This window comes from Variovorax sp. TBS-050B (assembly GCF_029893635.1).
Lineage (GTDB): Bacteria > Pseudomonadota > Gammaproteobacteria > Burkholderiales > Burkholderiaceae_C > Variovorax.
In genome coordinates, this window is the sequence record NZ_JARXYR010000002.1 from 1,538,743 (window position 1) to 1,551,463 (window position 12,721).

The following is a 12,721-nucleotide window of genomic DNA, read 5'->3' on the forward strand; positions in this document are numbered from 1 at the left end:
AGTTGGTTGATCGGGGCGATGCCTTTTCGCGGAACACCGCGGAGCCGGCTTTGCCGGGCCGCTGGTGTTGCCCCCGGCGAGGGGGTTGGCGCAGCGACACGAAGTGCGCGAAGCCTGGGGGTGGTCAAGGGATCGGTGGGCGGGGAAACTTCATTTCGCCCGGCTCCAGCTGGAAGTCGTACTGCAAGGTGGCGCTGCCGCCGTCCGGCGCGAGCGCGAAGCGGCCGATCAGCCGCCGCGTCACGCCGAAGGTGGGATCGCTCTCCAGGTTCTCGTCGTCGTCGGCGAACACCTGCGTGATCAGCACTTTGTGGCCCGGCTTGCTGACCATGAAGTGCAGGTGCGCGGGCCGGTTGGGATGGCGCCGCTGCGCGCGCAGCAGCACGCCGCAGGGGCCGTCGGTCGGCACCGGATAGCCCGCCGGGCGCACGCTGCGGAAATGGAAGCGGCCCTCGGCATCGGTGCTGAAGCGGCCGCGCAGGTTCATGTCTTCCTGCGCCGGGTCCTGGTTCTCGTAGAGGCCGACCGGCGAGGCCTGCCACACGTCGACCGTCGCGCCCGCGACCGGCCGGCCCTGCGCATCGCGCACCGTGCCCGTCACCTCGAGCGGAACGCCCGGCGTGCCCGAGCGCGCGATGCTCTCGCCCGCCGCGCAGGCCGGCGAATTCGCGCGCCAGAAGGGGCCGAGCAGCGCGGCAGGCGATTCGCCGTGCGGGTCCTGGTTGTTCTGCAGCGCGACCACGGTCGACAGGCCGAGGATGTCGGCCGCGAGCACCACCTCGTTCTTGCTGTCGCCCGTGGCCTGGCCCAGCGCCACGATGAATTCGAGCGCCTGCTCGAACTCCTCCTCGCTCAGCGCCACCTCGCGGACGAAGGCATGCAGGTGGCGCGTGAGCGCTTCCATCACGGTGCGCAGCCGCGCATCGGGCGTGTGCTTCATCGCTTCGAGCGCGAAGCGCAGCACCGAATCGGGAGAGGTGGCGATGTTCATCGGCGTCATCCGGAGGTTTCTGCAATCGTTTGCATGATCTTAGACCAAAACCCGGAAAAGTAAAATGGCGGTTTCGCGGCGCGCCTGAGTAAAGAAAAGCAGCTTCCTGTCGCACGCCCTTCGACAATCGTTTGCAAGAAACATGAGCACCCACCCGCCTTCCTCGTCCCCCGTGACCATCCGCGACGTGGCGCGCGCCGCCGGCGTGCACGTGTCGACGGTGTCGCGCGCGCTCAGCCCCGGGAAGCGTTCGCTGATCAGCGACGAGGTGCTGCGCGTGGTGGAGGAGGCGGCGCAGCGCCTGGGCTACCGGCCGAACCGCGCGGCCTCGGCGCTGCGCACCGGCCGCACCCACACCATCGGCGTGCTGGTGCCCGACATCACGAACGCGGTGTTCCCGCCGATCCTGCAGGGCATCGAGGCCAGCGCGGCGGCGCGCGGCTACTTCGTCTTCGTCGCCAACGTGGTCGACCATGCGCTCGCACGGCCGGTGCTGGAGCGCATGCTGGCGCAGCGCGTCGACGGCGTGGTCATGGCCACCGCGACGCGCGACGACCCGCTGGTCGACTTCGTGGCCCGCGCCGGCATGACGGCCGTGCTGGTCAACCGCGCCGACGAGACCGGCCGGCTGCCGGCCGTGGTCAGCGACGACCGGCTCGCGATGAAGCTCGCGGTCGATCACCTCGTGGGACTGGGCCACAAGCGCATCGCCCACCTGGCGGGCCCGCAGACCATCCCGACCGGCGTGGGTCGGCGGCTCGGCGTGGAGCAGGCGCTGCGCGACCACCGCATGAAGCCCTTCCGCGTGGTGGAGTGCGCAAGCTACAGCCGCGAGGCCGGCGCCGCCGCGATGCAGCAGATGCTCGAAGCCGGCGCGCCGCCGCAGGCCGTGGTGTGCTGCAACGACCTGGTGGCGCTCGGCGCCTACGACGCGCTGCGCGCGGCGGGACTGCGCGTGCCGCAGGACGTGTCGGTCACCGGCCACAACGACATGCCGCTGGTGGACATGGTCGATCCGCCGCTCACCACCATCCGCCTGCCGCACCGCGAGCTCGGCTGGCGCGCGGCCGAGATGCTGTTCGAGGAGATCGAAGGGCAGGCGCTGTCGGCCTCGACGGTGGTGCTGCGGCCCGAGCTCGTGGTGCGCAAGTCGACGGCGGCGCCTGTCGGGCGCTAGGCGCTGCGCCGCCCGGCCGCCTTGCGCGCCGCGGGCCGGCGCGGCGGCCGGGCCTCCAGCACCAGCTCGGCCGGCAGCGTGTCGTTCCACGACTCGGTGAAATAGGCGCGGTCGCTCGGCACCAGTTGCGGCAGCGTGTCGCGCAGCAGCGCGAGCGAGCCTTCGGCCGCCTTCAGGTCGCCCGCATGCGCCGCGTACCAGGCGTGCTCGAACAACAGGCTGCAGTGCTGCAGCCCGGGGTAGCGCCGGCGTCCGGCCTGGTGGTCGGCGAGCCGGGCCTGCGCCACCTCGACCCAGCGCGCGGGCCAGTGGGCGGCGTCGAAGGCATCGGCGAGCGGGCCGGCCAGTTGCGAGACCGCGGCCCGGTCGAGCGGCGCCTGCGCGCGGAACTGGGCCAGCGTGGGCGGCTGCCCCGCGCTGCGGCAGTGGCCGCGCGCGATGCGCATCAGGTAGATCGCGTTCCAGGCCGAACGGCCCTGGCCGTCGGCATGCCCGCAGAGCCATTCGCTGAAGGCGATCCACTGCACCGCGCGGCGCGTGGTGTCGGCATGGCCGTCATGCGCGAGCGCAGGCAGGTCGGACAGCCCCACGCGGTCGAACAGCCAGGCGGCCATGCCCATGTTGGCCGCGACGTGCTGGGCCGCGTCGAAGGAATGCGATTCGAACGCGGCCGCGAGCGCCTCGCCGAAGCGCTGCAGCGACTCCTCGGCGAGCGCGGCGGCCTGCGGCCTGTCGTCGGCCGCCAGGCTCAGCGCGCGCGAGCGGCAGGCGAGCGCCCACAGGTTGCACCATTCGAAGCGCACGTCGGGATGGTGGCGCAGCACCGGGCTGCGCGCCGCGTCGCGCGCCATGCCCTCGAGCAGCGACTGCGCGAGCGGCAGGTCGCGCGCGGTGTAGGCGCACCAGGCCGAGACGACGCATTCCATCGCGCCCAGGTAGTCGTTGCCCGCGACGTGGTGCGCGAGGCGCTGCTTCTTGAGCGCCTGCAGGCGGCGCCGCGCCTGCTCGTTGTCGCCGAGCCGGCGCCACAGCATCGCCTCGTTCAGCGTGACCAGCGCGCGCTGGAAATCGCTCGCCGCCAGGCCGCCGGCGGCGCGGATCGATTCGAGCGCGCTGGGGGCCGCGTCGCCCGCACCGCCGCCCGCCACGGGCGAGATCAGCCGGCCCTGCCGCGCGGCCTGCTGCGCGGCGACCAGCTGCTTCCAGAAGGCGGCATCCTGCAGGTGCACCGCATCGGGCGGCGCCGAACCGGGCACCGGCACGGCCGGCGCGCGGCGCGCGCGCAGCCCGAGGAAGGAGGCCACCTCGGCGGCCGTGGCCGGGCGCCCTTCCACCCGCAGCTGCACGCGCGCGGCTTCGGCCGCGGGCAGCCAGAACGGGCCCTGGCTGCGCCGCTCGGCGTTGAGGAAGCGCGGCTCGCGCTGCCGGTCCTCGCCCCAGCCGACCTCGAGGCCCCAGGCCTTGAAGTCGCGGAAGGCGCGGCTCACCACCATGCGCAGCGTGCTCGCGTCGGAGACCTCGCCACGCAGGTCGGCCAGCCGCACCAGGCCGCCTTCGGCATCGTGCGCATGCTTCATGCGCACCACTAGCCAGAGCGACTGGAAGGCCGCGCGGCGGCCGTCGACCGTCTGCGGCGAAGTGAGTTCGATCGACAGCGGCGGGAGAGCAGGAGAAGAGGCAGGCTGGGGCACGCCCCGGATTGAACCTCAAATTCAGCGATGGCGGTCCAGCAGCGCCGGCAATTCGCTGCGGCCGATGCCCAGGTCGCGCAGCTCGTGGTCGCTCATCCCGCCCAGGTGGCGGGCGGCGGCGCGCGCGCTGCGGCCGTCCCTCACGCGACGGCGCCAGCCGCGCAGGGCATGGATCAGGCGTTGATGGAAGGACGATGGCTTCGGCGCATTCACGATGGGCTCCTTGGTTCGGGAGCGCCCATCTTCTGGCGCCGCATGCTATTGTGGAAGTTGAGAATTCTGAGCGCGCCAATCAGGTGTTCTGATACCAAGCCCGAAGCCCATGCGACACCTCAACCTCGATCAGCTGCGCACCCTCATCGCCATCGCCGACCTCGGCACCTTCTCGGCCGCGGCCAAAGCGCTGCACCTGGCGCAGCCCACGGTGAGCCTGCACATCAGCGAGCTCGAATCGCGCCTGGGCGCACCGCTGGTGCTGCGCGGCAACCGCCGCATCACGCCCACCGCGGCCGGCGCGGCGCTGGTGGAGCGCGGCCGCAAGCTGCTGCGCGACACCGACGATGCGATCGAGGCCGTCAAGCGCCAGAACGAAGGCCGCGTGGGCCGCGTGCGGCTCGGCACCTCCACCGGCGTGCTGGTCGACCTGCTGCCGCAGGTGCTGGAGACGCTCGGTGCCGAGCATGCGGGCATCGACGTGGAAGTCAGCATCCGCGGTTCGTCCGAGGCCATGGAGCGGCTCGCCGCGGGCACGCTCGACATCGGCCTGGTCGCGGTGCCGCAGCCGCCGGCGGCCGGCATCGTGGTCACGCCCTGGTGCGAGCAGCCGATGATGGCCTTCGTGCCGCGGCGCTGGAAGGCGCCGAAGCGCGTCACGCCGGCCTGGCTCGCGGCACAGCCGCTGATCTTCAACGAGGCGGTTACGCACATGTACCGGCTCACGATGGAATGGTTCGCGGCGGCCGGCTTCGCGCCGCGCGCGCGCATCGAGCTCAACTACGACGCCGCGATCCGCAGCCTCGTGGCCGCGGGCTACGGCGCGGCGCTGCTGCCGCTGCAGAAGAGCACCGACTCGATGCACGACGCGCGCGTGCAGATCCTGCCCGTGACGCCGAAGCTCACGCGGCGCGTGGGCATCGCGCACCGCCAGCACGCGATGCTCGACGGCGCCACGCGCAGCGTGCTGCAGGTGCTCAACGCGTTCCGCCAGGCGTGAGGCGGTCCGGTGCGGGCGCCGACGGAATGCCCTCGATCGGGCACTCCGGCGTGCCGACGGTGCGGCGCGTGAGCGATTCCACCATCTCGCGCGTGCCTTCGGGGTCGTCGATCCAGCGCCGGTAGAACTCGTACGGGCACTCGGCCTTGCCCTTGTCGCCGTCGCCCGAGTGGAGGGTGCCGGTGTAGCCGCGGTGCAGCAGCTTGAACAGGTGGTTCTGCGACTGGCCGTTGCGCCGCGCGTCGCGGATCAGCGAGAGCGAGAGCTCGGCGTAGTTGATGCCCATCTCCTCCTCGCCGCATTCGCCGAGCGTGCGCCCGTCGAAACCGATCAGCGCCGAATGGCCGAAGTACGAGTACACGCCGTCGAAACCCGCGGCGTTCGCCACCGCGACGTAGGTGTTGTTCATGAAGGCCATGGCCTTCGACACCAGGATCTGCTGCTCCTTCGACGGGTACATGTAGCCCTGGCAGCGCACCACCAGCTCGGCGCCGCGCATCGTGCAGTCGCGCCAGATCTCGGGGTAGTTGCCGTCGTCGCAGACGATCAGGCTGATCTTCATGCCCTTGGGCCCGTCGCTCACGTAGGTGCGGTCGCCCGGGTACCAGCCCTCGATCGGCACCCAGGGCATGATCTTGCGGTACTTCTGGACGATCTCGCCCTGGTTGTTCATCAGGATCAGCGTGTTGTAGGGCGCCTTGTCGGGATGCGATTCGTGGCGCTCGCCGGTGAGCGAGAACACGCCCCACACGTTGGCGCGGCGGCAGGCGTCGGCGAAGATGGCGGTCTCCTCGCCGGGCACGGTGGCCGCGGTCTCGTACATCTCCTTCTCGTCGTACATGATCCCGTGCGTCGAATACTCGGGAAAGATCACGAGGTCCATGCCCGGCAGGCCGCGCTTCATGCCGACCAGCATCTCCCCGATGCGGCGTGCGTTGTCCAGCACCTCGGCCCGGGTGTGCAGGCGGGGCATCCTGTAGTTGACGACCGCCACGCCGACGCAATCGTTGCTGCTCGAAATATCACCATGTCTCATCGCGCTGCTCCTGAGGGTTGAAGAAGAAAGGCCCGAACCGGTGTTCACCGATCCGGGCCTGCCTCGGAAGCCGCGCATGCCTGTCGTCGGAGCCGATTGTTCTCAGCCCGCGCCGGCCTGCCCATACGTCATTTCGCTGATTGCGCGCCGCGCCCCTCAGCGCGGCCGCGCGTAGTCCGACTCGATCCAGGCGGCGGCGCTGGCCGCGGTGAGCCGGAAGGCCGGCGAGACCGGCACGCGCGCGAGCTCGGTGTCGTCGGCATCGTCGTGCGCGCTCAGCGTGGCCGAGGGGTTGTCCTCGTCGGGCACGATCGCGAGCGACACGCGCACGCGGCGGTCGTCGCGCGCCGTCACCGTCACGTGCTTGTTGAGCGTGGCGTGCAGCTGCTGCTCGTGGCGGCGGATCACCTCGCTGGCGGTCTTCACGAGCGTGGAGAAGGCGGCGGCATCGAGCGGCTTGGGGTTCTTCTTGTCGCGGCCCATGGTCCACGGGCCGACGAGCGCGGGTTCGGGGTCGCCCTGGCGCGTCATCTCGACGGCCCAGCCGTCGTCTTCCTCGTTCTTGATCACGCGCGCGGTCCAGAGGCCGTCGCGCCAGAGGCGGTCTTCGTGCAGGGGGAGGGTGTCGGTGTCGGTCGGTTCGGTCATTCGGAAGCAGAGGTTCGTGCGCGGTCGATTGTCGCCTGCGGCCGCGCGGCGGCGTACCGCTGCAGGCCCTCGACCAGCGCGTCGAAGGCGGCGCGGCAGCGCGGGCTCGCGCGCAGGTCCTCGTGCATCGTGACCCAGGTCTCGAGCTTGAGCGAGAAGGCGCGCGGCAGCACGCGCCGCAGCACCCCGCCGGGCGGCGCCAGGCCGACCTGGCAGACGCCGATGCCGGCGCCGGCCCGGATCAGCGCGAGCTGCGCGAGGTCGCTGTCGGTGCGCAGCGAGAAGGCCTCGCGCTCGAAGCCCTTGAGCGAGCGCACCGCACCGCGCGCGAAGGCCGGCAGCTGGTCGTAGCCGATGATCGAATGGCCCGCCAGTTCCTCGAGCCGGCGCGGCGTGCCGTGGCGCGCGAGGTAGTCCCGGTGGGCGTGGAAGCCGAGCTCGATGGCGCCGATGCGGCGCGCCACGAGCTGCTCCTGCTTCGGACGCACCATGCGCACGGCGATGTCGGCCTCCCTTCGCAGCAGGTCCTGCATGCGGTTGGTCGAGACCAGTTCCACCTTGAGCGCCGGGTGCCGCTCGCGCAAGCCGGCGAGGATCGGCGGCAGCACCTCCACGCCGACCACCTCGCTGGCGGAAACGCGCACCACGCCGCGCACGCCTTCGCCCTGGCTGGTGGCGGCGCGCTCCAGCGCGGCGGCGGTGCTTTCCATCGCCTCGGCATGGCCCTGCAGCGCGAGCGCCACCTCGGTCGGCAGCAGGCCGGTCTGCGAGCGCGTGAAGAGCGCCACGCCGAGCGCTTCCTCGAGCGCCGCGACATGGCGCCCCACCGTCGGTTGCGTGATGCCGAGCCTGCGCGCCGCGCCCGAGAGCGAGCCTTCGCGCAGCACGCCGAGGAAGGAGCGGTAGAGCTCCCAGCCGATGTTCGTTGCCATGCAGAAATGTATAGCTGCTGACCGATGTTCGGCAATTCCATTCGTGCCGGCGGCGACCCAGAATCCGCCCATCGACAACGCATCTGGAGCATGGCATGGCAAGCGAAGACAACACGGTTCTGGTTCTGGGCGCCACCGGCGGCATCGGCAGCGAGGTGGCGCGGCAGCTGCGCGACGCGGGCTGGCGGGTGCGCGCCATGACGCGCGGCGCGGTTCCCGCCACGGGGGACGGCATCGCCTGGCTGCGCGGCGACGCGATGGACCGGCAGGCGGTGGCCGAGGCGGCCCGCGGCTGCGCCGTCATCGTGCATGCGCTCAACCCGCCCGGCTACAAGCGCTGGCCGGCGCTGGTGCTGCCGATGCTCGACAACACCATCGCCGCCGCCGAGGCCGGGGGCGCGACCATCGTGCTGCCGGGCTCGGTCTACAACTTCGGCCCCGACGCGTTTCCGCTGCTCGACGAGGCATCGCCGCAGCATCCGGCCACGCGCAAGGGCGCGATCCGCAAGGAGATGGAAAGCCGGCTCGAGGCCGCGAGCCGCCGCGGGGCGCGCGTGCTCGTGGTGCGCGCGGGCGATTTCTTCGGGCCGAGCACCGGCAACAACTGGTTCTCGCAGGGGCTCGTGAAGCCCGGGCGGCCGGTCGGCACCGTGAGCGATCCGGGCCGCGCCGGCGTCGGCCATCTGTGGTCGTACCTGCCCGACGTGGCGCGCACCATGGTCGAACTGCTGGCGCGGCGCGACCGGCTCGAAGCCTTCGCATGCTTCCACATGGCGGGCCACTGGGACGCCGACGGCACGGCCATGTGCGGCGCCATCCAGCGCGTGGTGGCCAGGCGCACCGGGATCACGCCGCGCGTGGTGGCCTTTCCGTGGCGGCTGCTCGCACTGGCCGCGCCCTTCGTCCCGACCTTCCGCGAGTTGCGCGAGATGCGCTACCTGTGGGAGACGCCGCTGCGCATGGACAACGCGCGGCTGCTGGCCTTCCTCGGCCGCGAGCCGCACACGCCGCTGGACGAAGCAGTGGAGGCCACGCTCGAGGGCATGGGCTGCTTCGGTGCGATGCCGCGGGCCGCGACCGCCTGAAGCGACCCGGGGCTCAGAACACCGAAAGCCCGGTGCGCGCGACGAAGAGTTCGAGCGCCTTCATGCCGAGCAGCGAATTGCCCGTGGCATCGAGCGCGGGCGACCAGACGCAGAGCGTGAGCCGGTCGGGCACCACCGCCACGATGCCGCCGCCCACGCCGCTCTTGCAAGGCAGGCCGATCGAGAAGGCCACGTCGCCGGCCGCGTCGTAGGTGCCGCAGGTGAGCATCAGCGCGTTGATGCGCCGGGTCTGCCGCTCGCCCGTGACTTCGGCATGGCCGTCGATCGGATGCGCGCCGTCGCGGCACAGGAAGGCGGCGGCGCGCGCGAGCTGGCGGCAGCTCATGCGCAGTGCGCACTGGTGGAAGTAGGTGTCGAGCACCGCGCCCACGTCGTTGTCGATCTTGCCGAAGCTCTTCATGAAGTTGGCGAGCGCCACGTTGCGGAAGCCCGTGGCCGCCTCGGAGCGCGCGACTTCCTCGTCGAACGCGATCGGCTCGCCGCACAGGCCGCCCATCAGCGCGAGGATGTCGGCCTTGGCGCTGCCGCCGGCCGCGAGCGCCTGGCTCACGAGCCGGTCGGCGACCGCGATCGCGCCGGCATTGATGAATGGGTTGCGCGGCTTGCCCTGCTCGTTCTCGAGCTGGACCAGCGAGTTGAACGGATTGCCCGAGGGCTCGCGCCCGATGCGCTCCCACAGCGCGTCGCCCACGCGCTGCATCGCGAGCGTGAGCGTGAAGAGCTTCGAGATGCTCTGGATCGAGAACGGCGTCTCGAAGTCGCCGGCGCCGGCCTCCTCGCCTTCGCAGGTGCGCAGCGCGATGCCGAGCTGGCGCGGATCGACGCAGGCGAGCGCCGGGATGTAGCTCGCGACCGTGCCGCCCTGGCCGAGCTGCGGGCTCAGGGTGGCGACGATCTCGTCGAGCACCGGCTGGAACTGGGCCATGCGCTTCATGCCGTGGGCCGTGCCGCGGAACGCCGGTTCACGAGCACGATGCCCACCGCCACGCCCGCGAGCGCCACGATCAGCTGCACCGTGAGCGGCTCCTTCAGCAGCAGCACGCCGAACACCAGCGCGAACAGCGGCGTGAGGAAGGTGAAGGACGACATCTGCGTGGCCGGGTAGTGCCGCAGCAGCCACATCCATGCGAGGTAGCTCGCGAAGGCGCCGACGACGGTCTGCAGGCCGATCGAGGTCCAGGCCCAGGCGGAATACGAGAAGCTCCAGGTCTCGCCGAGCGCGAGCGACAGCAGCGGGCACACCGCGGCCGTGACCGCCACCTGGTAGAACAGCGTCTTCTCGGCGCTCGCGGTGGCGAGCCGCGTGGTGCGCAGGGTGATCGTGGTCAGGCCCCAGAGCATGCCGGCCCCGAGCGCCATCGCATCGCCGACGAGCTGCGTCGAGCTCATGTGGCCGAAGCCCTCGCTGAAGGCCAGCACCACGCCGGCGAACGCGATCGACAGGCCCAGCCACTGCAAGCCGCGCAGCCGCTCGGCCGGCACCCAGCGCGGCAGCAGCAGCGAGACCCAGAACGGCGCGGTGTAGAGAAACACCGTGAGCCGCGAGGCCGAGGTGTTCTGCAGCCCGAGGTAGATGCACGCGAACTCGCCCGCGAACAGCAGCCCGGCGACGAGGCCGCCCGGCAGCGTGCCGTCGCGCTCGAACAGCGGCACGCGGCGCCATGCGCACCAGAGCCACAGCAGCGCCACCGCGCCCGCCATGCGGATCGAGGCCTGCCAGAGCGGCGGCACCTCGGTCACGGTGGTCTTGATGAGGATCTGCTGCAGCCCCCAGAACGCGCAGCAGGCGATGAGCAGGCCGATGGCCAGGGAGTCGAGGTGGGTCTTGCGCTGGATCATTCGTTTGTTTCGGCTGTTGGCTTCGCGCTCAGCGGGCGGCGGCGACGGGGTAGGGCGGCCGGCCGCGCGTGCCCACCATCAGGTCGGGCACGACGGTCTCGACCTCGGGCACCGCGTGCGCCGCGCGCTCGAGGCGCTTCGCGAGCGCGGCCGAGGGCACGCAGCCCTGCAGGTAGACCCAGCGCCGCTGCAGGATCACCCAGACGCTGCCGCGGCGCAGGCCCGGCACCGCTTCGAGCGCGGCGCGCACCTTGGGCGCGAGCGGCTTGTCGTAGCGGTAGGCGTTGCTGTCGGCGCAGCGGCCCGCGAGCCAGCAGCTGGTGCCGCGTTCGAGCCGCGAATGGGTCTGCGCGCGCCGTTCCTCGGCGGTGTAGAGCGGGCCTTCGGGCGCCGGGCAGGCCGGCATGCCCGATGCGACCTGGAAGAAAGGGTCGTCGAACCAGTTCTGCTTCGGCGCCGCTTCCTGCGCCGCGCCCTGCTGCGCGGCGAGCGGCAGCACCGACAGCAGCAGTGCGGCGCGAACCCTCATTACAGCGGATGCTCGGTGTAGAAGCGCCCGCCGTGGAACAGCAGCGGCGAGGCGTTCGCGTCGTGCGTGCAGCGCTCCACCTCGCCGACGAAGATCACATGGTCGCCTTCGTCGTAGCGGCTGCGGTTGAAGCATTCGAAGCTGGCGGCCGCGCCCGCGAGCACGGGCGCGCCGCCGAGGCCCTCGGTGAAGGCCACGTCGACCCACCGGTCGATGTTCTTGGTGGCGAAGCGCTCGGCCAGCGCCTTCTGGTTGGCCGCGAGGATGTTGACGGCGTAGTGCGAACCGGCCCGCAGCGCCGGCATCGAGCCGGCGGCGCGCGCGAGGCTCCACAGCACCAGCGGCGGCGCCAGCGAGACCGAATTGAACGAGTTGGCGGTCAGGCCCACGAGCGTGCCGTCGCTCGATCGCGCGGTGACGATGGTCACCCCGGTGGCGAACATGCCGAGTGCCGCGCGGAATTCAGCGGGCGAGAAGGCGGGCGGCTGGGCGCGGCGGGCAGTGGTCACGAAACGGGCAGGGCGTTGGCTGGGCGGAGGACCATTTTGGCTCAGCGTGGCGCGGCCTGCTTGGCCGGGCCCATCAATGCCGTCACGAGCCGGCCATAGGCCGCGGCCGCGGCCGACGGCGTGCGGCCCGCGAGCGTGACCAGGCTGTAATGCGTCTGCATGCGCGCGAAGCCCGCGATCGGCAGCGCGGCGAGGCGCGGGGTGTCGGTGTCCAGCGCCGGTGCATGGGGCGCGAGGATCACCGCGTTGGCCGTCAGCGCAAGGTGGCGCAGCGTGCCTGGATCGTCGCAGGTGACGTTGAAGACGCCGCGGTCGGCGCGCTGTGCCTGGCGGTCGAAATACGCCGCCACTTCGGTCGGCAGGTTCGGGCCGGCGAGCGGATAGGCCATGGCCTCGTCCAGCGTCACCTGCTTCTGCCGCCGCAGCGGATGCTTCGGCTGCACGAAGAACGACACCGGCAGGTCGGGCAGGCGCGCGAGCTTCAGGCCGGGCTGCTTCTTCAGGTCGCGGGTGTCGGCGATGAACAGGTCGAGCTGGCGCCGGTGCAGGCGCTCGCAGAGCGTGGCGGTGTCGGCGACCTCCATGCGCATGCGCAGCTGGGGATGGCGCTGCGCCATCTGCGACAGGGCCACGCGCCCGAGCGTGCTGGCCGCGAACGGCCCGAGGCCGACGGCCAGGCTGCCGATCGCGAGGCCTTCGAGCTGCAGCACGTCGCGCTGGATCTGGCCGGCGTCCGCGAGCAGCTCGCGCGCGCGCGCGAGCACCAACTCGCCGGCCTGCGTGAAGCGCGCGCTGCCGTAGGTCCGGTCGACCAGGCGCGCCTGCAGGCTGCCTTCGAGCGCATCGATGCTGCGCGAGAAGGCCGGCTGCGAAAGATGCGCCGCCTCTGCGGCGCGGCCGAAGCTGCCGTGCTCGGACAGCAGGACGAGATGGTGGAGCTGGCGCAGCTGCATTTTGCGTTCGGCTTAAAAAGTCTTCGCACATTTTGCATTTGCATTGGATTTGCCCGCTTCGGAGAATCGCCGCTCGCTCCTGCTCTCTCCGCGACCT

14 protein-coding genes are annotated in these 12,721 nt (G+C 71.5%); 3 read left to right on the plus strand and 11 right to left on the minus strand.

Features of this window, described 5'->3' with window-relative positions; all coding sequences use genetic code 11:
• Window positions 1-124: 124 nt before the first annotated feature.
• The gene (locus M2165_RS10425) at window positions 125-991 is read right to left on the minus strand and encodes a dioxygenase (protein WP_280814575.1); all 867 of its coding nucleotides are present in this window, start codon (window positions 989-991) and stop codon (window positions 125-127) included.
• A 142-nt stretch (window positions 992-1,133) separates the two neighbouring features.
• On the opposite strand from M2165_RS10425, the gene M2165_RS10430 reads away from it, so the two are divergent.
• Window positions 1,134-2,168 carry a LacI family DNA-binding transcriptional regulator gene (locus M2165_RS10430; protein WP_280814576.1) on the plus strand — a complete coding sequence of 345 codons (1,035 nt, stop codon included), beginning with the start codon at window positions 1,134-1,136 and terminating at the stop codon, window positions 2,166-2,168.
• Here M2165_RS10430 and M2165_RS10435 read toward each other — a convergent pair.
• Entirely contained in the window at window positions 2,165-3,859 is a 1,695-nt protein-coding gene (locus tag M2165_RS10435; RefSeq protein ID WP_280814577.1) for a hypothetical protein, read from the minus strand. The two genes, M2165_RS10430 and M2165_RS10435, sit on opposite strands and share 4 nt — an antisense overlap.
• Before the next feature lie 21 nt (window positions 3,860-3,880).
• Window positions 3,881-4,072, minus strand: a complete 192-nt coding sequence (locus tag M2165_RS10440) for a DUF1127 domain-containing protein (RefSeq protein ID WP_280814578.1) — start codon at window positions 4,070-4,072, stop codon at window positions 3,881-3,883.
• 109 nt (window positions 4,073-4,181) lie between these two features.
• Between M2165_RS10440 and M2165_RS10445 the strand changes: the two genes are divergently transcribed.
• Window positions 4,182-5,072 (plus strand): LysR family transcriptional regulator, encoded by an 891-nt coding sequence (locus M2165_RS10445; protein WP_280814579.1) that lies wholly within the window; start codon window positions 4,182-4,184, stop codon window positions 5,070-5,072.
• On the opposite strand, the gene M2165_RS10450 is transcribed toward M2165_RS10445, so the two are convergent.
• From M2165_RS10450 to M2165_RS10460, 3 genes are all read right to left on the minus strand, one after another.
• Window positions 5,050-6,108, minus strand: a complete 1,059-nt coding sequence (locus M2165_RS10450; RefSeq protein WP_280814580.1) for an aliphatic amidase — start codon at window positions 6,106-6,108, stop codon at window positions 5,050-5,052. The two genes, M2165_RS10445 and M2165_RS10450, sit on opposite strands and share 23 nt — an antisense overlap.
• 156 nt (window positions 6,109-6,264) lie before the next feature.
• Window positions 6,265-6,756, minus strand: coding sequence for a hypothetical protein (locus tag M2165_RS10455; RefSeq protein ID WP_280814581.1), 492 nt, complete (start codon window positions 6,754-6,756; stop codon window positions 6,265-6,267).
• The gene (locus tag M2165_RS10460) at window positions 6,753-7,688 is read right to left on the minus strand and encodes a LysR family transcriptional regulator (RefSeq protein WP_280814582.1); all 936 of its coding nucleotides are present in this window, start codon (window positions 7,686-7,688) and stop codon (window positions 6,753-6,755) included. Before M2165_RS10460 ends, M2165_RS10455 begins: the two co-directional genes overlap by 4 nt.
• A gap of 95 nt (window positions 7,689-7,783) precedes the next feature.
• Here M2165_RS10460 and M2165_RS10465 point away from each other — a divergent pair, with 95 nt between their 5' ends.
• Window positions 7,784-8,773: an NAD(P)H-binding protein gene (locus M2165_RS10465; protein WP_280814583.1), complete on the plus strand. Its 990-nt coding sequence runs from the start codon at window positions 7,784-7,786 to the stop codon at window positions 8,771-8,773.
• A 13-nt stretch (window positions 8,774-8,786) separates the two neighbouring features.
• Here M2165_RS10465 and M2165_RS10470 read toward each other — a convergent pair whose 3' ends face one another.
• Genes M2165_RS10470 through M2165_RS10490 form a run of 5 tightly spaced genes read right to left on the minus strand, consistent with a single transcriptional unit; the run spans window position 8,787 to window position 12,624 of the window.
• The gene (locus tag M2165_RS10470; RefSeq protein WP_280817509.1) at window positions 8,787-9,719 is read right to left on the minus strand and encodes a glutaminase; all 933 of its coding nucleotides are present in this window, start codon (window positions 9,717-9,719) and stop codon (window positions 8,787-8,789) included.
• A 5-nt stretch (window positions 9,720-9,724) separates the two neighbouring features.
• Entirely contained in the window at window positions 9,725-10,633 is a 909-nt protein-coding gene (locus tag M2165_RS10475; protein ID WP_280814584.1) for a DMT family transporter, read from the minus strand.
• 28 nt (window positions 10,634-10,661) lie between these two features.
• Window positions 10,662-11,162: a BON domain-containing protein gene (locus M2165_RS10480; protein WP_280814585.1), complete on the minus strand. Its 501-nt coding sequence runs from the start codon at window positions 11,160-11,162 to the stop codon at window positions 10,662-10,664.
• Window positions 11,162-11,671 carry a flavin reductase family protein gene (locus tag M2165_RS10485; RefSeq protein ID WP_280814586.1) on the minus strand — a complete coding sequence of 170 codons (510 nt, stop codon included), beginning with the start codon at window positions 11,669-11,671 and terminating at the stop codon, window positions 11,162-11,164. Before M2165_RS10485 ends, M2165_RS10480 begins: the two co-directional genes overlap by 1 nt.
• Before the next feature lie 41 nt (window positions 11,672-11,712).
• The gene (locus tag M2165_RS10490) at window positions 11,713-12,624 is read right to left on the minus strand and encodes a LysR family transcriptional regulator (RefSeq protein ID WP_280814587.1); all 912 of its coding nucleotides are present in this window, start codon (window positions 12,622-12,624) and stop codon (window positions 11,713-11,715) included.
• Between the last annotated feature and the right edge of the window lie 97 nt (window positions 12,625-12,721).

Bases quoted from the DNA above. Each gene is read 5' to 3' on its own strand.
- M2165_RS10425 (WP_280814575.1), bottom strand. From the start codon at position 991: ATGAACATCGCCACCTCTCCCGATTCGGTGCTGCGCTTCGCGCTCGAA.
- M2165_RS10445 (WP_280814579.1), top strand. From the start codon at position 4,182: ATGCGACACCTCAACCTCGATCAGCTGCGCACCCTCATCGCCATCGCC.
- M2165_RS10455 (WP_280814581.1), bottom strand. From the start codon at position 6,756: ATGACCGAACCGACCGACACCGACACCCTCCCCCTGCACGAAGACCGC.
- M2165_RS10430 (WP_280814576.1), top strand. From the start codon at position 1,134: ATGAGCACCCACCCGCCTTCCTCGTCCCCCGTGACCATCCGCGACGTG.
- M2165_RS10490 (WP_280814587.1), bottom strand. From the start codon at position 12,624: ATGCAGCTGCGCCAGCTCCACCATCTCGTCCTGCTGTCCGAGCACGGC.
- M2165_RS10465 (WP_280814583.1), top strand. From the start codon at position 7,784: ATGGCAAGCGAAGACAACACGGTTCTGGTTCTGGGCGCCACCGGCGGC.
- M2165_RS10470 (WP_280817509.1), bottom strand. From the start codon at position 9,719: ATGGCCCAGTTCCAGCCGGTGCTCGACGAGATCGTCGCCACCCTGAGC.
- M2165_RS10475 (WP_280814584.1), bottom strand. From the start codon at position 10,633: ATGATCCAGCGCAAGACCCACCTCGACTCCCTGGCCATCGGCCTGCTC.
- M2165_RS10480 (WP_280814585.1), bottom strand. From the start codon at position 11,162: ATGAGGGTTCGCGCCGCACTGCTGCTGTCGGTGCTGCCGCTCGCCGCG.
- M2165_RS10460 (WP_280814582.1), bottom strand. From the start codon at position 7,688: ATGGCAACGAACATCGGCTGGGAGCTCTACCGCTCCTTCCTCGGCGTG.
- M2165_RS10450 (WP_280814580.1), bottom strand. From the start codon at position 6,108: ATGAGACATGGTGATATTTCGAGCAGCAACGATTGCGTCGGCGTGGCG.